This is a genomic window from Rhodospirillaceae bacterium, from assembly GCA_016712715.1.
Classification (GTDB): Bacteria; Pseudomonadota; Alphaproteobacteria; order Dongiales; family Dongiaceae; genus Dongia.
Genome location: JADJQM010000002.1, coordinates 1,275,424 through 1,295,673, shown reverse-complemented (window position 1 = coordinate 1,295,673; position 20,250 = coordinate 1,275,424). Strand labels below are relative to the sequence as shown.

Annotated in this window: 17 protein-coding genes and 2 pseudogenes; 9 read left to right on the top strand and 10 right to left on the bottom strand. The window is 61.9% G+C overall.

Annotation, left to right across the window (positions count from 1 at the left end):
* Positions 1-152: 152 nt before the first annotated feature.
* Both IPK59_17180 and IPK59_17175 read left to right on the top strand, forming a co-directional pair.
* The gene (locus tag IPK59_17180; protein MBK8160424.1) at positions 153-2,138 is read left to right on the top strand and encodes a PAS domain S-box protein; all 1,986 of its coding nucleotides are present in this window, start codon (positions 153-155) and stop codon (positions 2,136-2,138) included.
* Between the two features lie 83 nt (positions 2,139-2,221).
* Positions 2,222-2,833: a LysE family translocator gene (locus tag IPK59_17175; GenBank protein MBK8160423.1), complete on the top strand. Its 612-nt coding sequence runs from the start codon at positions 2,222-2,224 to the stop codon at positions 2,831-2,833.
* Positions 2,834-2,848: 15 nt separating this feature from the next.
* Here the strand turns inward: IPK59_17175 and IPK59_17170 are convergent, their stop codons facing one another.
* Positions 2,849-3,070, bottom strand: a complete 222-nt coding sequence (locus IPK59_17170; GenBank protein MBK8160422.1) for a hypothetical protein — start codon at positions 3,068-3,070, stop codon at positions 2,849-2,851.
* 226 nt (positions 3,071-3,296) lie between these two features.
* Between IPK59_17170 and IPK59_17165 the strand changes: the two genes are divergently transcribed.
* Positions 3,297-3,467 carry a DUF3309 family protein gene (locus IPK59_17165; protein ID MBK8160421.1) on the top strand — a complete coding sequence of 57 codons (171 nt, stop codon included), beginning with the start codon at positions 3,297-3,299 and terminating at the stop codon, positions 3,465-3,467.
* Between the two features lie 107 nt (positions 3,468-3,574).
* A pseudogene (locus IPK59_17160) lies at positions 3,575-4,665 on the top strand (IS3 family transposase).
* Positions 4,666-4,806: 141 nt separating this feature from the next.
* On the opposite strand, the gene IPK59_17155 reads toward IPK59_17160, so the two are convergent.
* From IPK59_17155 to pdxH, 6 genes are all read right to left on the bottom strand, one after another.
* Positions 4,807-5,451 carry a glutathione S-transferase family protein gene (locus IPK59_17155; protein MBK8160420.1) on the bottom strand — a complete coding sequence of 215 codons (645 nt, stop codon included), beginning with the start codon at positions 5,449-5,451 and terminating at the stop codon, positions 4,807-4,809.
* Positions 5,452-5,479: 28 nt separating this feature from the next.
* A complete protein-coding gene (locus IPK59_17150) occupies positions 5,480-6,682 on the bottom strand; it encodes a DUF3800 domain-containing protein (GenBank protein MBK8160419.1) in 1,203 nt (400 codons plus the stop codon).
* A gap of 336 nt (positions 6,683-7,018) precedes the next feature.
* Positions 7,019-9,067 (bottom strand): ATP-binding protein, encoded by a 2,049-nt coding sequence (locus IPK59_17145; GenBank protein MBK8160418.1) that lies wholly within the window; start codon positions 9,065-9,067, stop codon positions 7,019-7,021.
* A gap of 68 nt (positions 9,068-9,135) precedes the next feature.
* Entirely contained in the window at positions 9,136-9,879 is a 744-nt protein-coding gene (locus IPK59_17140; protein MBK8160417.1) for an SDR family oxidoreductase, read from the bottom strand.
* Between the two features lie 164 nt (positions 9,880-10,043).
* Positions 10,044-11,021 (bottom strand): cation diffusion facilitator family transporter, encoded by a 978-nt coding sequence (locus IPK59_17135; GenBank protein MBK8160416.1) that lies wholly within the window; start codon positions 11,019-11,021, stop codon positions 10,044-10,046.
* Between the two features lie 157 nt (positions 11,022-11,178).
* The gene (gene pdxH / locus IPK59_17130; protein ID MBK8160415.1) at positions 11,179-11,820 is read right to left on the bottom strand and encodes a pyridoxamine 5'-phosphate oxidase; all 642 of its coding nucleotides are present in this window, start codon (positions 11,818-11,820) and stop codon (positions 11,179-11,181) included.
* Between the two features lie 120 nt (positions 11,821-11,940).
* On the opposite strand from pdxH, the gene IPK59_17125 reads away from it, so the two are divergent.
* The 3 genes and pseudogenes from IPK59_17125 (at position 11,941) to IPK59_17115 (ending at position 14,526) form a co-directional block, all read left to right on the top strand.
* Positions 11,941-12,474, top strand: a complete 534-nt coding sequence (locus tag IPK59_17125; protein ID MBK8160414.1) for a glycine zipper 2TM domain-containing protein — start codon at positions 11,941-11,943, stop codon at positions 12,472-12,474.
* A 47-nt stretch (positions 12,475-12,521) separates the two neighbouring features.
* Positions 12,522-13,446, top strand: a pseudogene (locus IPK59_17120) (DnaJ domain-containing protein).
* A gap of 147 nt (positions 13,447-13,593) precedes the next feature.
* Positions 13,594-14,526, top strand: a complete 933-nt coding sequence (locus IPK59_17115) for a LysR family transcriptional regulator (GenBank protein MBK8160413.1) — start codon at positions 13,594-13,596, stop codon at positions 14,524-14,526.
* A 28-nt stretch (positions 14,527-14,554) separates the two neighbouring features.
* Here IPK59_17115 and IPK59_17110 read toward each other — a convergent pair whose 3' ends face one another.
* The gene (locus IPK59_17110) at positions 14,555-15,859 is read right to left on the bottom strand and encodes a hypothetical protein (GenBank protein ID MBK8160412.1); all 1,305 of its coding nucleotides are present in this window, start codon (positions 15,857-15,859) and stop codon (positions 14,555-14,557) included.
* Entirely contained in the window at positions 15,834-16,415 is a 582-nt protein-coding gene (locus tag IPK59_17105; GenBank protein ID MBK8160411.1) for a PAS domain-containing protein, read from the bottom strand. The genes IPK59_17110 and IPK59_17105 overlap by 26 nt, the downstream gene beginning before the upstream one ends.
* Positions 16,416-16,841: 426 nt before the next feature.
* Here IPK59_17105 and IPK59_17100 point away from each other — a divergent pair, with 426 nt between their 5' ends.
* Complete coding sequence (locus IPK59_17100; GenBank protein ID MBK8160410.1) at positions 16,842-17,315, top strand: PAS domain-containing protein; 474 nt, start codon at positions 16,842-16,844, stop codon at positions 17,313-17,315.
* A gap of 27 nt (positions 17,316-17,342) precedes the next feature.
* Here the strand turns inward: IPK59_17100 and IPK59_17095 are convergent, their stop codons facing one another.
* Positions 17,343-17,714, bottom strand: coding sequence for a response regulator (locus IPK59_17095; GenBank protein MBK8160409.1), 372 nt, complete (start codon positions 17,712-17,714; stop codon positions 17,343-17,345).
* Between the two features lie 264 nt (positions 17,715-17,978).
* On the opposite strand from IPK59_17095, the gene IPK59_17090 reads away from it, so the two are divergent.
* A complete protein-coding gene (locus IPK59_17090) occupies positions 17,979-20,201 on the top strand; it encodes a response regulator (protein ID MBK8160408.1) in 2,223 nt (740 codons plus the stop codon).
* The last annotated feature ends 49 nt before the right edge of the window (positions 20,202-20,250 follow it).

The following is a 20,250-nucleotide window of genomic DNA, read 5'->3' as shown; positions in this document are numbered from 1 at the left end:
AGGTACATACCAACCAGTTGGTATGTCCGTCAATCGCTAAAATCTCCGACCCCTAATGCGGGTGCCGCGACCGGTGTTGATGTGCATCAACTCCGCGCCCCGCCGCATCCGGTATCTGACCTTGGTAGCTGGGTTGGAACGGGAGCTGAATCTTGGGCGTGCGAGCCAGCCTGTGGCGGAACGCGCTGCCGGCGCTGCTTCTGTTGGCAGCCCTCACAACGACCGTGACTTATGTCGCGGCGGTGACCGAGCGTGCCCGGCACCTGACCGAGAATGAGCGGTTCACCGCCAGCGCCGAGGATGCCCATCACGCCATTGCCGAGCGGCTCACGACCCGGCTCCGCGGCCTGCAGAACCTGGCCGACATGGCCGCAAGCGGCGAGATCGGCGATGATGCGCGCTTCGATATCGCGGCCAGCGCCACCCACCAGCTCGCGCGCGAATTCCTCGCCATCAATCTCGTCGATCCGGACCGCCGCATCCGCCGCGTCTGGCCGTTGCGCGGCAATGAGGCGGCGGTCGGCAAGATTGTCGGGCAGACGCCGGAGATCCTCAAACTGATCGAGGAGGCGCGCGATGCCGGATCGCCCCGCGCCACCTATCTCGTCGATCTGTTCCAGGGCGGCAAGGGTGTCGCCACCTATTTCCCGATCTGGCGCGACGGCACCTTCCTTGGCTACATCAACGGCGTGTTCCGCGTGGAAGGCATGGAAGAGCTGCTGCGGACAACGCAGGCGGGGGGCGTGACCGTCTCGCTGCTGCTGGTCGATCGCATGCAGGCCGATGGCAACACAGCGCCCCCCGGCGCCGCGCTCTATGCCGTGCCCCTGCTCGACAAGGAACTGATCATCACCGTCACCGGCGACCCCACCGCGACATCGCCTGTCGACGACGACCGCATTTTCCTGGTCGGCATGGCGCTCTCGCTCCTGTCGGCAGCGCTGCTCTATGCCGGCCTCGCGACGCGTCACAAGGCGACGCAGCGCCAGACCATACTGTCCAACATCCTCGATGCGGCACCCGATGCCATCGTCACGATCGACGCGGCCCAGCGCATCCAGGTGTTCAACCCGGCTGCCGAGCGCATGTTCGGTCGCGCGGCGCAGGCGATGCTGGGAAAGTCGCTCGACATCGTCATGCCCGACGAAGCGCGCCAGCAGCACCGCACCCAGGTGGCTGGCTTCATGACCTCCGGCGAAGATCGCCGCGCCATGGGCAGTTGGCGCAAGATCCGCGGCCGGCGCGCCGACGGCACCAGCTTTCCCGTCATGGTCTCGCTGAGCAAGCTGATGTTCGAGGACCGGCCGCTGATGACCGCGATCCTGCGCGACATGACCGATGTCGAGATCATGACCGAGCGGCTGGTCAGGCTGGCCGAGGAAAAGGACGCCGCGGCACAGCGCGCCGAAGACGCCTCGCGCGCCAAATCGATGTTCCTGGCCACCATGAGCCACGAATTGCGCACGCCGCTCAATGCCGTCATCGGCTTTTCCGAGCTGACGCTGCGCGAAATTCACGGCCCGCTCGGGCATCCGAAATATCTCGACTACATGAAGGACATCAAGAGCAGCGGCGAGCATCTGCTCGGCATCGTCAACGACATCCTCGATCTTTCCAAGATTGAAGCCGGCTCGTTCACCCTCAGCCGCGACATCTTCGATCTGACCGAGATGCTGCGGCACACCGGCGAAACCGTGCGCCGCCTGCTGAGCGAGAAGGGCTTGCATCTCGTGACCCGCGTGCCAGACGGCCTCACGGCCTTCGGCGACGAACGGGCGACGCGGCAGATCGCCCTCAACCTCCTCTCCAACGCCCTCAAATTCACGCCCAAGGGCGGCACCGTGGAACTGGGTGCGCGCCCGGCCGAGGACGGAAACACCACCACCTTCTGGGTCAGCGACAACGGCAAGGGCATCCCGGCCGCCGTCATCGAGAAGATCGGCCAGCCCTTCATCCAGGCCGGCAATGCCTATAATGCCAGCAGCACCGGCACGGGTCTGGGCCTCGCCATCAGCAAGGCGCTCACCGAGCGCATGGGCGGCACCCTCGAGATCCGCTCCAGCGTCGGCGACAGCGGACCGCAGGGCACCACCGTCACGATCCGCCTGCCCCGGCATCCCGGCGCTGCCAGCAGATAGACCTGCGCCGCCATCGCTCTTGCCAGCGCCGCGGGAGAACGCCACAGTTCCGGACCATTTCCGCCAACAGCCGGAGTCCAGCGATGTCGCCGGAATTCCTCCTCACCTGCCTCATCATCGTGGCCTCGCCCGGCACCGGCGTTCTCTACACGCTGGCGGCGGGCCTCACCCGCGGGCGGCGCGCCAGCATCGTGGCGGCGTTCGGCTGCACCCTGGGCATCGTGCCGCATCTCGCCGCGGCGATCCTGGGCTTGGCCGCCCTCCTCCACACCAGCGCCCTGGCCTTCGAACTCTTCAAATATCTCGGTGTCGCCTATCTCCTCTACATGGCCTGGATGACCTGGCGCGAGCGCGGCACGCTGCGCATCGAAACGGAACTCGGCGCGCGCTCGGCCCTCCAGGTGACGGTGACGGCGATCCTCGTCAACATCCTCAACCCCAAGCTCTCGATCTTCTTCCTGGCCTTCCTGCCGCAATTCATCGACGCGGGCGAAACGCAGCCGCTGGCAACCATGCTGGAGCTGTCCGGCGTGTTCATGGCGATGACCTTCGTCGTGTTCGCGCTCTACGGCGTCATGGCCGCGGCGATGCGGGACCATGTCATCCAGCGCCCGCGCGTGCTGGCCTGGTTGCGGCGCAGCTTCGCCGCCGCCTTCGTGGCGCTGGGGGCGAAGCTGGCTCTGGCAGAACGGTGACGCGGTGGTGAGGCGTTAGGGCGTCACGGTCTCTTTGGTCGTGGTGGTCGTGGTGTTGCCGGTGGCCGGCGCCGTCGTGGTCTGCTCGGTCGTCGTGCTGCTGCTGGTGCTGCCGGCACTGGAGCCGCTGCCGATATAGCCGTTCTGATAGGCGAAGAAGGCGAGAGCGGCCGCGACCACAAGGCCGCCGACGATGAAGTAGAGCCCGTTATTGCTGCTTCTGGTGGTGTCGTTCATGTGGGTCTCCTTGACCTTTGCCCGGCCCAGGCGGTCGCTGACATAGCGGTTTGGCCCTGCGGCTGCGGGATTGCGCATGACCCCAACGTCGGCCGCGCCCCTGGGTTGCGGCGGTGGCGCAATAAACCGGCGCGCCGGGACTGGGTGGGAACTTTCCCCGCAAAGCACAGTTATCCAGCTTGCATGCCGGCCGTGCCGGCACTCATTCACGCAGGGGCACCCCATCATGAGCACGATACTTATTGTCATAATCCTGATCATTCTGTTCGGCGGCGGCGGTGGCTATTACGCCCATCGCAATTTCGGCGGCCGCGGCCTCGGCGGCGTGCTGGGCCTCATCCTCGTCGTTCTCGTCGTGCTGTGGCTGCTCGGCATCCTTGGCGCCGGTCACGTCTAAGAAGCCCGCGGAAGCAGGCGCGCCAGGCGGGGGATCGACCCTCTGACCTGCCACTGAAGAATTCCTCCAAAACGGATTAGAGTCTGGCCCAGCAATGGAGACAGACGATGAAGAAGAGGCGGTTTACGGAAGAGCAGATTATCGCGGTGCTGCGGGAACATGAGGCGGGGCGAAGACGGCGGATCTGGCCCGCAAGCACGGGGTATCGGAGGCGACGCTCTACAACTGGAAGGCCAAGTTTGGCGGGCTGGATGTTTCTGAGGCCAAGCGGCTGCGGGCCCTGGAGGACGAGAACGGCAAGCTGAAGCGACTGCTGGCCGATAGCATGCTGGACGCGTCGGCGCTGCGGGAGCTTCTGGCAAAAATGGTAAGGCCCGCCGCCAAGCGTGAGGCTGTCGCTTTTTCTGAAGGGTCGGTTTCAGATAAGCGAGCGCCGGGCCTGTTCCGTCATAGCCGCCGATCGCAAGATGATCCGCTATTGCTAGAGGCGACCGCCAGAACCAGCCCTTCGGGCCAGGTTGCGGGATTTGGCCAATGAGCGCCGCCGCTTCGGCTATCGGCGCCTGTTCATCCTGCTGCGCCAGGAGGGCGAGGCATCCGGCATCAACCGGATCTACCGCCTCTATCGCGAGGAGGGTCTGACCGTGCGCAAGCGCCGTGCCCGGCGGCGCGCTGTCGGCATTCGGGCGCCGATCCTGGTCGAGGCCAGAGTCAACGCCCGCTGGTCGCTGGATTTCGTTCATGACCAGATGGCGAACGGCCGCCGCTTCCGCATCCTCAACGTGGTTGATGATGTGACCCGGGAGTGCCTGGCTGCCATCCCCGACACGTCGATCTCGGACAGCGCGTGGCGCGGGAACTGACAGCGCTCATCACCCGACGTGGCAAGCCCGGCATGATCGTATCGGACAATGGCACCGAGCTGACCTCGAATGCCATCTTCGCCTGGGCCAAGGATCACGCTGTCGAATGGCACTACATCACACCAGGAAAGCCGATGCAGAACGGCTTTGTCGAGAGCTTCAACGGCCGGATGCGCGACGAGCTGCTGAACGAGACCCTGTTCCGCGGCCTCGATCACGCCAGGTCGGTCATTGCCAGGTGGGCTGAAGATTACAACACAGCGCGACCACATTCCGCGCTCAACTACCGAACTCCGGTGGCCTACGCCGCCATCCTGAAAGCCGCAAGGCCCTGACGCTGCGCGCACTGAAAGCTCCGCGCCAGAGCCCCTTGCTACCACCGCGCCACACGGCGTATCAAACAGCGAGACTCTAAAAGCGACTGGATGACGCTTCAGTGGCAGGTCAATCGCTCAAAAGGTCAATCGCTCAAAAGGTCAATCGCTCAGGGGATAGACCACGTCGGGCGGATAGGTGGCGGCGAAGGCCGGTAGCCTCTCGCATTGCGCGGAGAGGGCTACGAGGTGTCTGTACCTCTCGCCCGATTGCGGATCGAGCAACAGCTCGGGATCAGTCATCTCAAGATAGCGCCACAGGCAGGCGGTGGTGATCTCCGCTTGGGTCAGCCTGGCGCCGCCGGAGATATCCGGCCAGTCCACCGCCGCCAGCGCCGCGATGGCGCCCTTGGCCTGAATGCGCAGGCGTGCGATCCACTCCGGCCAGCGATATTGTTGCGGCCGGATGAGCCGCTCATAATTGCTGGCCCCCGCCTTGTCGCTGGCGCCACAGCTAAGCGCCAGAAGTTGCAGGCACCGCCGCCGCGCAAGTCCGGAAGTGGGGATCAACGCCCGCGCCGGTCCCACCGTTTCATCGAGCCAATCCAGGATGGCGCCGGAATCAATGAGCACCTCGCCATCATCGAGGATGAGCGAGGGAATCCGCCCCAGCGGATTGGTCCTGCGCATGTCATCAAAGTCGCCGAACACCGAACGCGTGTCGTGCGTGTAGTCGAAGCTGAGTAACCGCAGCGAAACGGCCACGCGGCGGACATAGGGGGAATCATATTGGCCGACGAGGATCATGAAGGCAGATTACCGCAAGTAATGTGAGCTACTCAACTGATCTTGACGAGGTGCTGCGCATAAACGGCGGTAGCTGATCTCGCTCATACTGCTGCATCGACGCTGTTTTTGCCTCTTCAAATTTACCGAGCAAGTCTTGTGCTGCAGTCAATTGTTCGGGAGTAAGAGGTTCCGCAAATACCTTGCCGTAACTTTGAATCAACATGCGTTCAACGCCAGAAAATGAGAAGTCGTTTTCCCATCCATTCGCCATCACATACATAATGATCGACTGACAGCCCTCGGGAAGAGGGCGGTTTTTATGAAACTGAGAATAAAGCCAGAGCACTACATCCGAGATTTGGATGCCCGCGCTATTCGAATCTTGCTTAACTTCAAATGTGCTTCCAGCGACCTTTTGAAGCGAGTACTTTTCACCTGCCCAAGAAATTTCGTCCGCAGGAGCATTGGTGAACATCTTGTGGCATGCTGCAAGAGTCCGCTCAAATTCACTCTGTTCGTCATGTGTGATTCTGGCGACAGATGTTTTGCGATCTTTCGAAAATGTATCCAAGCCATCCAACAAGTTGGTGAAGGCAACAAGATTTGGAAAGTGCGTATGGCGACTGGCTTCCTGATCTACATTCAACTGAATCGAATCGGGGTGATCACGAGCCCATTCCAATCCTTCCTTGAGTACTTCTTGTGAGCGCTTATCCGGCAATCTGAGTATATTCTCGATTAGCCGATCGCAGATGGTGGGCAGCTTGCGAACAATCTCGTTTCTTTTTTGACCGACCACGCATTCCCAAAAGAGTCTTGCCGTTTGCTCGTCCACAAGAAAAGCCATTTTAAACGCGAGAGTTAGGCGGAGTGGTCTCACATTGTAGTGATGCCACGCGACTCCCGCATTTTCTCCAGAGTCAAATAGTGAGTCGAATAGCTTTGTTGCAAGCAGATACCTCTTTTCTACTCTTGAAACGAAGAAACTAGCGTTTGCCTTAATAAGAACCTTTAGCAGAGAAGGCGCGATCTTCTCCAACCTTCCAACACCCAACTTCCGCGCATGCAAGCTGTCAGTCCCGATCGATCGCGCTATTGATGCAATGGAATCGCCGAAACGAGTATCGAAATCTCCTTTGGTAACAAGCGCGGCGGTAAAGAAGTCGGGCTGCCCTTCATCGAACAAATTGTGTCCGGTGTTTCCTGTCTCATCAACGAAAGCATAAAGTTTCCGTTTAGACTCTCCCACAACGACCCCCGATGTCTTTCTCGAAAAGTTCCCATGTGATCTGGCTAGAACAGATTTCCTGTTGGGCACGAGTCTTCGACGTTGAGCGTGCTTCTTCCATCAAGCTAATGCGGACTACGAGAAGCGAGGGCGCACAGCCTGATATCAGCTCCCTTAGCGGCTGAGACCACCCATTGCGCCAAATGCACCCCGTTTCTTAAAACAGCGTCGGGAAAGCAAATGACGCAAGTTCTTGCGGCAGAACTTCATGCGCAGGGCCGAACACTCGACCCAAGGGCAATGGAACTGCGGCCCCTCCTGCGAGAAACACAAGCTGAACCTAAAGTTTCACGCAAGTCACTCAGCAGACTGCGCTCCTTCAGAAACTAAATCAGCGTCTGCATTTGCCGATTCTTCGTGTGCGCCTTCATTATCCGAGTTTATCTCCGCCACACCACTAAGATACTTCTCATAAGTTTTCTTGAGATAGCTAAGGGCACTTTTCTTATCGACGTTCGCCTGAAGATGATCTTGCACGAATCGCAGGCGGGATTGGCATTCCGCTATGATTTCCGACCATGACTTTACCCATACTTCTATATTTCCGTCCTCGGCCTGAAAAATTTGCCCTCGAGGCTTACCCTTCTGGCGTGTCTCCGCTCTGGCAAAACCATCCAAATCGTTGGAGACAACCCAGAAGCTCCAACGCGTATGCAAGTGGCGAAATCTTTCGTCATCGGCTACGGCGTAAGCATAGCTCTTAATCTGCGTAATTTCTTCGGCCCCTATCTTCACAGATGGCCTCTTTAACTCCACGACAAGATGCTCTCGGTCTTCGGCATGGTTTTGTGGTACTGATTTCGACAGCATTAGATCAACGATGCCGACTTTGCCGTCTATCCGCCTTACCGGCCTGTCAATTACTATATCTTCGCCAAGCAGCCTTCTGTGCTTCCGCAAAACCTCAGTCAGCGATTGATCACTTACGGTGAGGTTAAACTCCTCACCGAAAATCCACGTGTTGTTGTCTGCAATCATCTGGTGAAGCTGGCTTCGTTCCTTCAGCAGTTTTTTGCTCTCAGGATCAAATAAAAGTGCTTCAAGGCCACGAATGAACTTTAGGCGGTCGGCAACTAATTTTGAGGCACTTATTACATTCGCGAGATTAGCTTCCTCTAGTAACTTCGACAACTCCTTCTGAGTTTTCTCCGGCAGCTCCAATACCTCGGTGAGAATGTGTTGGAGTTCGTCAGGACCTCTCTCAATTGCCTGCCTTAGCATTCTGAGTTGAAATGCTTTCGTGCGCTTGCTTTGGTCCGCAAAATCTTGGAGATGCCTATTGACGTTCAGCGCCACGATTTCAAACACCTGGCGTTCGGCTTTTTCGACTGTGGTCTTAGGCTCCGTTGGATACGGATAAATCTCGTCGACTTTCCACTGCTCAACTTCAGATCGAGCCGCTTCTATTTCCCTGCTCCGGTAGAGTTGTTTGATATGCTCAGAGGCCTCATCGCACGCGGCTTGAAGCGGCGCGTTCATCTCCACCAAATCGAGAATTCCTTGCGACTGAAGAGTCGTGACGTAAGAGGACTTCAGGTATGCAGAGAACTGAAAATTTGGCGCGTGAAACTTTGGGGTCACTCGGAGAAAAGGAAAACCCTCAGCTCCACACAAAAAGAACCAGCGCTCAGAAGCTGATGTCCATTCAATGACCTCTATCTGGGCGGGATAAACCTTACCGCCGTCATCTATTGGCGACAAATCAAACTTTACACGGCTAGCAATCAACTTTGATGGGTCAAGACGCTGGTGATCAACGTAGATGCCTACATCCGAATAGTCAGTTAAATACAACGCGAAAATCTCAGATAGCGACTGAATTGCGGACTTGGTCTCTAAAGATCGATATGTTCGATCGAGTTCTGTAACCCTCACTTCTACGCCAGTACCAAGCGCAGCATCTAGTTCTTCGGGCTCAGTCACACGAACATCTACAAGATCATCCCTAATCAGAGTTACTTTGTATCCGAGGAGTTTTTCGTCGCTCAGATATCGGACGTTCCATTCCGCTACTCGTCCCAATGCGAGAGCCTTAAAACGACCTTTTCCCTCTTTACCGTGAAGAAGACGGCCCTTCTTCTTGGAGCGATTGCGAAGCCCCTTCCACGAGCCACCGAGCTGACCAAAGAGGGCCTCCACATCTTCGTGCGGGATGCCGTGGCCATTGTCGCTGATTACCACTGAACGCATCGCGATCTCGTCCGACTCTATCTCTAGGTCGATCCGCGTCGCGTCAGCATCCACAGCGTTCCATAGAAGTTCAGACACCGCTTGTATTGGCTTTGCGCTTGCCAGTTTCTGCAAGTGATCGCCTTCCACTCTGACTCTGTAGTGAGCATCTGGCATCTGAGTTCCATATTCTTTTGGTGGATCATGTTTCCAGAAGTGCAATCTTTTATATTATCATTTTTAATTCACAGCAAGTGCTGCCCGCCCGTGAGAAACACCTCGGTCCCCGTCACATAGGCAAAATCAGGCCCGCAGAGCTGGAACACGACGCCGGCCACTTCGGCGGGTGTGCCCATGCGGCCCATCGGGATGCGCGGGATGAGGGCTTCGTATTCCGGGCCGATCATGGCGGTCTCGATCTCGCCCGGTGCCACGGCATTCACGCGGACGCCCAAGGGCGCGAACTCGCCCGCCATCTCGCGGGTGAGCGCGGAGAGGGCTGCCTTCGAGGTTGAATAGGCGGCACCCGCGAAGGGGTGGATCGAATGCCCCGCGATCGAGGTGATGTTGACGATGGCGCCCTTGCCCCGCGCCAGCGGTGTCGCGAAGCCCTTGGCGAGCTGCAACGGCGCAAACAGGTTGAGCTCATAAACCTCGCGCCAGGCCGCGACGTCGCCGTTCAAGGTGCCGAGGCGCTCCTTGAACGAGGTCTTAGGCGAAATGGCGGCGTTGTTGATGAGGGCATGGACCGGGGCGCCGCCCAGCACCTCGAGGGCTTCGGCCACAAAGCGAGGCGCGTCGCCGGGTTCGGCGAGGTCGACCGTGATGTGATGCGCCCAGTTGGGGTCGCGCTTGCATTCTTCGGGGATCGCATCGCGCGAGCAGGTGATGATGCGCCAGCCTTCCGCGGAAAAACGCTGCACCGTCGCATGGCCGATGCCGCGGCTGGCGCCGGTCAGGATCACGGTCTTTCTGGTCTCGCTCGTCATCTGTTCGTCGTCCTTGAATTTCCAGTCATCAGTCGCTCCCCCTCACCCCAACCCCTCTCCCCATTTCATGGGGCGAGGGGCTTAGAAGCAAACTCGGCGGGAACTCCCTCGCCCCGCTTGCGGGGAGAGGGTCTGGGTGAGGGGCGCTTCGCAAACCGCGCACCTCACACACCCCGCTTCGCATCCGCATCCAGCAGCGCGCTCCGGCCGGGCCTGGTCTGATCCATCCTGGCACGCAGATCCTGCCGGCGCTCGACCACGGAATGCGGGTCCTGGTGGATGATGATCTCGGCGCTGGGGAAGGCTTCGTGGAGGCTGGCTTCGACCGCGTCGGAGATGAGATGCGCTTCGATGAGGGAGATCGTGTCGGGGAGTTCCAGATGGAACTGGATGAACATGTCCTGCCCCGCGCGGCGGGTGCGGAGGTCGTGGAGGCTCACCGCCTGCGGGTGGCTTTCCACGATGTCGATGATGCGCGCGCGTTCCGCCTCGTCCATCTCGCGGTCCATCAGCATGTCATAGCTCTGCCGGCCGATCGTGATCGCGGTGTAGGCGATGTAGAGGGCGACGAGAAGACCGAACAGCGGATCGGTCCACCACAGGCCGAAATTCCAGGAGATGAGCAGCGCCGCGATGACGCTGAAATTGACCAGGAAATCGCTGCCGTAATGGGCGGAATCGGCCTTGATGGCAACCGAGCCGGTGCGCGCCACCACATGGCGCTGCAGCAGGATGAGCGCACCGGTGATGACGATCGACAGGCCCATGACGGCGATGCCGACGCCCGGCCTGGTCACCGGCTTGGGGTGGACGAAATGGTCATAGACCTCCATCAGCAGCAGCAGCGAGGAGCCGAGGATGAAGGCCACCTGCATCAACCCGGCCAAGGGTTCCGCCTTGCCATGGCCGAAGCGATGCTCGGCATCGGCCGGCATCAAGGCATGGCGCACCGCCAGCAGATTGACCAGTGAGGCCGCGATATCGAGCGCTGAATCAAAGAGGGTCGAGAGCAGGCTCACCGACCCGGTCGCGAGATAGGCATAGAATTTGAGGCCGATCATGAGGAGCGCCGCCGCCACCGCGGCGTTGGAGGCCAGCCGCATCAGCCGCCCGGCTTCCTCGCGGGTGATGGGAGCGGTCATCTTAAAACGTCATGGTCGGCGAAGGCCGACCACCCACGAGTTTCCATCCGCGCAAAGAAAGTGACTCGTGGATGGTTGGCCACAGCCGACGAATGTCGGCATTCGCCGACGGCCGACCATGACGAATTGGGAAGCGGTAACAGTGTCGTCCTGACTGTCACGGATACAGTTTCTCCGTCACCCAACCCTGGCCATGGGCCACATCCGGCGCCGGTTTGAAGATCAGCCGGTCATGGAGGCGGAACGGGCGGTCTTCCCAGAACTCGATATAGGTCGGCTTGATGCGGAAGCCCGACCAATGCGGCGGGCGCGGGATGGTACCGAGCGGGTGCTTGGCCGTGAACATCGCCACGCGCTTTTCGAGATCGAAACGATGCTGCATCGGCCGCGACTGGATCGAGGCCCAGGCGCCCAGCTGGCTGCTGCGCGGGCGCGAATGATAATAATCGTCGGCCTCCTGGTCGGTCACCGTCTCGACCTCGCCCTCGACGCGGATCTGGCGGCGGAGCGACTTCCAGTGGAGCACAATCGCGGCCTTCATGTTGGAGAGGATCTGCGTGCCCTTCTTGCTCTCGAAATTCGTGTAGAAGACGAAGCCGCGTTCGTCGAAATCCTTGAGCAGCACCATGCGCACCGAGGGCATGCCGTCGGGCCCGACAGTCGCCAGGGCCATGCCGTTGGGGTCGTTGGGTTCGGAGACTTCAGCTTCCGCGAGCCAGGCCGCGAATTTTGCGAACGGTTCGCCCCAGGGATGGCGCGCTGCTGGGTTGAGGTCGGCGTCGGCGGTGGCATCACTCATGATTGCGGGTCCATCACATTCCTTTGAGCCAACTCTATAGCATTGAAATCGGAACCAGTTGACGCCATTTTCGTTATGGTTGCGGCGCGGAGTCGCGTTGTTTTGACACAGGAATTCCCGATGAACATGTCTGCACACATTCACGCCGCCGGGCTTGACCGCAAGTCGCTGGGCCGCAAGTTGCTGGCGGGCGTCCTGGTGGCCGGCCTCGCGCTGCCGCTCGCCGCCTGCTCGGCCAATTCCTATGGCGGTGGCAAGCAGAACACCGGCACCGTGCTGGGCGCCCTGGGTGGGGCTGCGGCGGGTGCTGCCATCGGCGGCGAGGATAATTGGTGGTGGGCGGCGGGCCTTGGTGCCCTGGCCGGCGGTGTCGTCGGCAACCAGGTCGGCGCCTATCTCGACCGCCAGGATCAGCAGACCTCCTACCAGACCGCCAACCGCGCGCTCAACACCGTGCCGGACGGGCAGCAGGCCACCTGGTCCAATCCGCAGAACCAGACCAGCGGCTATACCAAGCCGATCGAGACGGTGAAGACCGCCACCGGCCAGACCTGCCGCGAGTTCCAGACCGGCGTCACCGCGCAGGGGCAGACCACCGCCGGCACCGGCACCGCCTGCCGCCAGCTCGATGGCACTTGGAAAATCATCCGCTAGCCCCTATTTTCCCGCCATGACGAATTATTCGTGTGGCGGAAAGACTTATGCCCGATCCCTATAAGACGCTCGGCGTCGGTCGCGTCGCCACGGCAGATGAGATCAAGAAGGCTTACCGCAAGCTCGCCAAGAAGCTGCACCCCGATCTCAACCCCGGCGACAAGAAGATCGAAAGCCAGTTCAAGGAGATCAGCGCCGCCTATGACATGCTCTCGGATGTCGAGAAGCGGCGGAAATACGATCGCGGCGAATTGGATGACAATGGCAATCCCCGTGCCGGTTTCCAGCCCGGCGGACCCTGGGGCAATGGCCGGCCCGGTCAGGCTGGGGGGCGCGCCCGCACCGCCAAGGATTTCGGCCTCGACGAGGGCGAGAATGACGAGATCTTCAAGGATTTCTTCGGGTTCGGCCGCGGCCGCAGCGGCCTCAAGATGCGCGGCGCCGACGTCACCTACCGGCTCGAGGTCGAGTTCATCGATGCGGTCAATGGCGGCAAGAAGCGGCTGGGATTGGCCGATGGCAAGACCCTCGACGTGACGCTCCCGCCCGGCACCGAGGATGGCAGCCAGCTGCGCTTGAAGGGCCAGGGCATGCCCGGCCAGGGTGGCGCCCCCAATGGCGATGCCTTCGTCGAGATCGGCGTGAAACCGCATCCCTTTTTCGAGCGCGATGGCCTCGACATCCTGCTGGAATGCCCGATCACCCTCAGCGAAGCGGTGCTGGGCGGGACCGTGCAGGTGCCGACGATCGATGGCCGTGTGGCACTCAAGGTGCCGGTCGGCAGCAATTCGGGGACGCAGTTACGCCTAAAGGGCAAGGGGATCCTCAACCCCAAGAGCAAAGCTGCGCGGCGATCAATATGTGCGCTTCGTGGTGACGCTGCCCACCACCATCGATGCCGATCTCGAGGCCAAGGTGCGCGACTGGGCGAAGGCGCATCATTACGACGTGCGGGCGAAATTCACGTCCTGAGACGATTTTTCGGTCAGCAAAACGGGGGATATTGTCGCGTTTTCGGGGGATATCTGCATGTTTCTCCAGTGCTGTCGGCCCCTGAAGCCGCAATCTCGCTTACCTGAACCCCTTGACAAGCGAACAGTTGGACGCTGAGCTGTGACCATGGATCACAGCTCAGCCAACCCTCTCCCGCCCTTGGACACGCTGCGTGCTTTCGAGGCGGCGGCGCGGGGCGGCAGCTTCTCGGCGGCCGCCAGCGCCCTCAACATCACCCATGGCGCGGTCAGTCGGCAGGTGGCGAAGCTCGAACATTGGCTGGGCCTCAAACTCTTCGACCGGCAGGCGCGTGGTGTCGCCCTGACGCCGGAAGGGCAGCGGCTGTATCTCCGCACCAATGAGGCCTTCGCGCTCATCGCCGACACCTCGGATCGCTGGACGGAATCGAGAGGGTCGGCGGTGGTGCGGCTGTCGACCATTCCCTCGGTCTGCGGCTTGTGGCTGATGCCGCGCCTCAAGAAATTCGAGAGCGGCAAGCCGAGCCTGCGCGTGACATTGAGCGCCGATCATCGCCATGTGGATCTGGCCGATGACGGGATCGACCTCGCCATCCGCTGCGGGCGCGGGGCCATTCCCGGTCGCATCTCGCTGCAGCTGTTCGAGGAATACTGCTTCCCGATCGCCGCGCCGCAACTGGCCGACGAGATCGGCAGAAATGGTGATGCGGCGCGCCTGCTCGAGCAGCCGCTCATCCATGATTCCGATGCGGCTGGCTGGCGCGCCTGGTTCATGGCGCAGCAGCTCGACTACAAGCCAAGGCCTCATGACCGCCGCTTCGAGGATTACAATCTGGTGCTGGATGCGGCGATGAACGGGCTGGGTGTAGCGCTTGCACGGCCACCGCTCGCCGCCGATCTCATTAAACAGGGGAAGCTCGTCATGCTCGACCAGCGCACGGCGCTCAACCCCTCCTCCTATTGGCTGGACCGCCCGCCGGGCCCGGTGCGCGACGCGGCAGCAAACCTCGCCCGCCGCATCTGCGCCGAGGCGAAGGTGCCGGCGGATGCGATTGCGCGCTTCCTCACAGCGGAGCGGTGAGGAAGCGACCGTCGGGCGCTCGCGTGCCTTACCCGACGCGGTTCATGACGTCGACGAAGACGGCCATTTCGGCGGTGAGGCCTTCGGCCTGCTTGGCGAGTTCGCCCGAAGCGCCGAGCACGCCGGTCGCCGCTTCGCGGGATTCGCTGGCGATGGTCATGACTTCGGCAATATTCTCGCGCACGTCGATGGTGCCGTCGGAGGCGCGCGCGACGCTGGCGGCGATCTCCTTGGTGGCCGCCCCCTGCTGCTCGATGGCGGCGGCGATGGAGCCGGCGATCTCGCTCACCTCACTCACCGTGCGGCCGATGCCCTGAACACTGTCCACGGCAGCGCCGGTGGCGTTGCGGATGGCCGAGATCTGCTCAGTGATCTCCTCGGTGGCGCGCGCGGTCTGGCTGGCGAGCTGCTTCACCTCGGACGCCACCACGGCGAAGCCCTTGCCGGCCTCTCCGGCGCGGGCGGCTTCGATCGTCGCGTTCAAGGCCAGCAGGTTGGTCTGGCTGGCGATGTTGGAGATGAGCACGACCACGCCGTCGATCCGCTCGGTCACCTTGGCAAGGTCGAGCATCTGCTGGCTGGTCTTCTGCGTTTCCTGCACGGCCAGCCGCGTGATCTCGTTCGAGCGGGTGACCTGCTGGCTGATCTCGTGGATCGAGCTGGAGAGTTCCTCGGCCGCGGCGGCTACGGTGCCCACACTGGTCGAGGCCTGCTCGGCGCCGCTGGTCGCGGCCTCGGCGCGGGAGCTGGCGCGTTCCGCCGTCGATTGCATCGAGAGCGAGGTCGATTCCAGCTCGGTCGCCGCCGAGGAGACCGAGCCCATGACATGGGTGATCTTGTCGACGATGCGGCGCGTTTCCTGCATCTTTCCGGACATCGTGTCGATGGCGCTGTTGATGCGCCGTGCCCCGGCGAGGAAACTGCCGACCGTGCCGGTTTCGATGATGCGGCGGTAGAACACACCGCGCGCCACATGATCCATCGCCGCCGCCGATTCACGCAGATAGGCGTCGGAACGGTCGATGAGATTGTTGATGGCGCCGAACAACTGGCCGAGTTCGCCCTTGTCCTCGATGTTGATGATGCGGGCCTCGAAATTGCCGGCGGCGGCGTCGAGACAGATCTGGCGCGCATAGGCGATGGCGCGGTTGCCACCACCACCGGCACGGGCGCCGAACAGCAAGAAGCCTAGACCGATGAGGCCGATGAGCGCCGCAACACCCGCCACCAGCGGCTGGTAGACCTCCGCCATGTCCAGCGCGGCGATGGCCAGAATGGCCGCGGCCGTGGCGGCGGCCCCGAGGATTTTAGAGGCCGTGAATGAATTCGTCATAACCGATACCCTTCTTCGAGAGAATGTCCTGCAGGTGCTGCGATGATTTCATGAGGCCGGCACGGCGGTCGGTCTCGGTGTCCTCGATCGATTTCAGCGCGGCGTAGAGCGGCACGATCACGTCGACGGCCTTGCGTTCCGGGACACGGCGGTTGGAATGGTAGCCGACCACCTCGCCGCTCGCGGTGACGCTGGGTGTCGCATGGGCCAGCACCCAGTAATAGGCGCCGCTCTTGGTCATGTTCTTCACATAGGCGAAGATCTCGGCACCGGCCTGCAGCCGGTCCCAGAGCAGCTTGAAAACGCACCGCGGCATGCTGGGATGACGGATGAAGCTGTGCGGCTGGCCGAGCAGCTCCGCTTCCGAATATTCGGAAATGCGCAGGAAGATCTCGTTGACATAGGTGAGATTGCCCTTGAGATCGGTCTTGCTGACGATGAGATCGTTGCGCTCGAAAAACACCTCGGTCTGGGTCGGTGTCACGGTGCGCGATAATTTGCGCGCGGCCGGACCCTGACGCGGCGGTGCAGTCAGTACATTTGTGGCGGTCGACATTCTTCCTCCTTGCGGCACAATCGGCGGCGGTCCCGCTGGCGGGAGGCGTCGTTCCTGTGTCGGCTTCTTGCAATGGCGGCCGCGCGTCGCGGTCAAGGCGCGGGTGCAGCGGCGGGAGAGTGGACGCGAGCCAGCAAGGGCGCTACGCGCGGAGTGCCAAGACCCTTCTAAAAATGCCAGTATTTGCCGAAGCAGCGCAGCAAAATGCTGCTGCAATGCGGGAATTAAGTCCGAAAGTGGGTGGAGATGCCGTTCAGGCCATCGTTATAGGATTATGATCGCAAGTTTTGTCTTGCCGACCAGGACTCCCTAGGATGATGATCAAATGTCGTCGTCGCGCATTCACGAGTGCTACGTTGGGGTATCCGAGGAAACCGCCATGCGGATTGCGCCAGCCACCTGCCCAGCGAGAGGTCTTTGACCGGGATGGGACAGTCGTTCCAGGATCCGATCGCAGCCCTCTCCGCCTACTGGTCGAGCCTCAATGAAGGCCGCGTGCCGGAGCGGGCGATGGTCGAGCTATCCGCCATCCCCTCCCTGCTGCCGCTGCTGCTGTTGACGGCGTTCGAACAGGATCCGTTTCGCGTGCGCTATCGCCTGACCGGGACCAGGGTCGATGAGTGGAACGGGATGAACCTCGCCGGCCTCTATCTCGACGAATTGAACGATGAGGGCGATCATGGCGCCATCGCCAAGCTGATGGCCAGCTATCGCCAATGCCATGACAGCGCCGCACCTGTGATCGATCGATATGACTGGCCAGCGCGGTCGGGCGGCTTTCTCACGGTACGGTACGGCCTGTTCCCGCTGGCCAGCAACGGGATGGTCTGCCAATGCCTCGGCATCGAGGATTACAGCGCATTGCCCCGGCTCTATGACGGCGTGCCGCTGTCGCGGTGAGCGGGCGACTGCTGCCCCGCGGCCGGATCAATGGGCGATCAGGCAGTCCTTGAGGGCCGCGATGAGGTCCTTGGGGCTGAAGGGCTTGGTGAGGATGCGGCTGGCGCCGAAGGTCCTGGCGGCGTCGAGGAAGTCGAGGGCGCCGATGCTGGAACCGCCGCTCATCGCGATGATCGGCAGGGCCTGGTCGATTTTGCGGATGGCGAGGATGGTCTCGATCCCCTCCTGTTCCGGCATGATGATGTCGGTGACGACGATGTCGGGCTTTTGCGCGGCGAATTTGCGCAATCCCTCGCGCCCATTGCTGGCCAGGGTGACCTCATAGCCGGCAAGTTGCAGGGCCACCTGCAGCATGTCCTGGACCAGCGGGTCATCTTCAATCAGCAGTACATGTACCATCAGTCCATATCCCTCACGCCGGCCGCCCGGCCTATGTCAGTCCATGGACGCCTCATTCCATGGCCGCACCTTGCCGTCGGTCGGCCGCGGGCACCCTAGGCCACCGCGCCTTATCAAGCGGTTAACGCCCTGCCCGGCCGAGCGCCGCCACAACAGGGCTGCAAGGATTTGTCCATTCGGGCTATGGTCCACGGATCTCCGTCGTCGCCAAGAGCCAACTTGCCGCGCGGGTCGCCGCCCTTTGGGGAAGATGGATAGTACCTCATGAGCATTCGCACCCGTCTCCTGATCCTGGTCCTGCTGGCGACGCTGGTGCCGGGACTGCTCATCGGCCTGCGGTTCCTGCAGGACCGCGGCGCCGGCATCCGGCAAGCGCAGGCCGATCTCCGGACCCTGGCCGAAGCCCTCACCCATGAACTCGACGAGAAGATCAAGGGCACGAACCAGCTGCTCTATGGATTGGCGCGCGCCCGCGACCTCGAGACGCAGGACCGGGCCGCCTGTTCGCGCTTCCTGTCCGATGTGCGTGAGCAGAACCCGCAATATACCGGCATCCTCACGATCCGGACGGACGGCGCGCTGTTCTGCGATTCGCTGCAGTCCGGGCGCGATCTCGATCTTTCCGACCGAGGCTATTTCAAGAGCGCGCTGGCGCTCAAGGGCGGCGTCGCGCTGGAGACGACCTTCGGCCGCCTTACCGGCCTTGCGGTGCTGCAGATCGCTCATCCGGCGCGGGCGGAGACTGCCGAGCCGAGATTCGTCCTGCTCGCCTCGCTCAATCTCCAGAAGCTGGTCGAGGCGTACCAGGTGCCGCTGGGGAGACGTGAAATCCTGCTGGTCAACAAGAAGGGCACGATTCTGGTGTGGCAGCCGGGCACGGAACATGCCGTGCCGCTGGGCGCCTCGATGGCGGAGACCGATCTGTTCGGCGCGGTGGTCAAGGGGCTGGCGGAAGCCGGGAACGGGGTCGCGGTCATCGAGGAGGATGGCAAGGTGTGGGCCGTGGCGGATGCCGCGCGGTCACAGGATGCCGGCCTCTATGTGCTGGTGGGCCTGCCCGAGCGCGAGCTGGTGGCTGTGGCGAACAAGCGCCTGCTGGTGGATCTGGCGAGCCTGGTCGCCCTGTCGTTGCTGCTCTTTGCCGGTGTCTGGACCTTCGCCGAGTTCAGCATCAGGCGCCGGGTCGAGCTCATTTCGGCGATGATCGCCAGGCTGGGGCAAGGCGATCTCGATGCGCGCATTCCCCCACCCCATCCCACGGGCGATCTCGGCAAGCTGATGGTGCTCCTCAACGGCACGGCGGAGTCGTTGAAGCGCCAGCGCGACGCGATCGAGGAGCTGGACCAGAAGCTGCGACAGTCGCAGAAGATGGAAGCGATCGGCCAGCTCACCGGCGGGATCGCGCATGATTTCAACAATCTCCTCACCGTGGTGCTCGGCAATGCCGAGATGCTGGCCGAGCGCCTCGATGCCGACCGGCAGTTGAAGGGGCTGGCGGAGATGACGGTGAAGGCCGCGCTCCGCGGCGCCGAGCTCACCAGCCGGTTGCTGGCCTTTGCGCGCCGCCAGCCGCTGGATCCGAAAGCCACCGACGTCAACCAGCTCATCGAGGGCATGGACGGGTTGCTGCGCCGGACATTGGGCGAGCAGATCGATATCACGCGCGTACCGCAGGCGGATCTTTGGCCGGCCCTGGTGGATCAGGGACAGCTGGAGAATGCGCTGCTCAATCTGTGCATCAATGCGCGCGACGCCATGAAGGAAGGCGGGCGCCTGACGCTGGAGACCAGCAACGTCACCTTCGCACCCGACAACAAGGTTGGCGGTGAAGGGGCGGTGGGAGAATATGTCATGATCGCGGTGTCGGACAGCGGCACCGGCATGGACAGCGCCACCCTGGAGCGCGCCTTCGAGCCGTTCTTCACCACCAAGGAACTGGGGCGCGGCAGCGGCCTTGGCCTCAGCATGGTCTATGGCTTCGTGAAACAATCGCTGGGCCATGTGCTGCTTTATTCGGAGCCGGGGCATGGGACGAGCGTCAAGCTCTATCTGCCGCGCGCCATCGGCGCTGCCTCCCAAACCGGCCGGGACCTGCCCGCTTCCGTGCGCGGTGGCAGCGAGAACATCCTGCTGGTCGAGGATGACGCGCTGGTGCGCGACCATGTCGCCCGCCAGCTCGGCGATCTCGGCTACCAAGTGGTGGCGGTGGCGAGCGGCGCCGAGGCCCTTGCAACCCTGTCATCGGGCACGGCCTGCGACCTGCTCTTCACCGACATCGTCATGCCGGGCGGCATGGACGGGCAGCAACTGGCAGCCAGCGTGGCGCAGCAATGGCCAGCGCTGCCGATCCTGTTCACCTCCGGCTATACCGAACAGGCGGTCAAGCTGCAGGGACGCCTGGCGCAAGGCAGCCATTTCCTCGCCAAACCCTTCCGGCACCAGGAGCTGGCGGCGAAACTGCGCAGCATCCTCGATCGATCGCACTGAAGGAATGATGGGCTGAGGGAGCATCATGTCGCGACTGCTGGATCAAGGG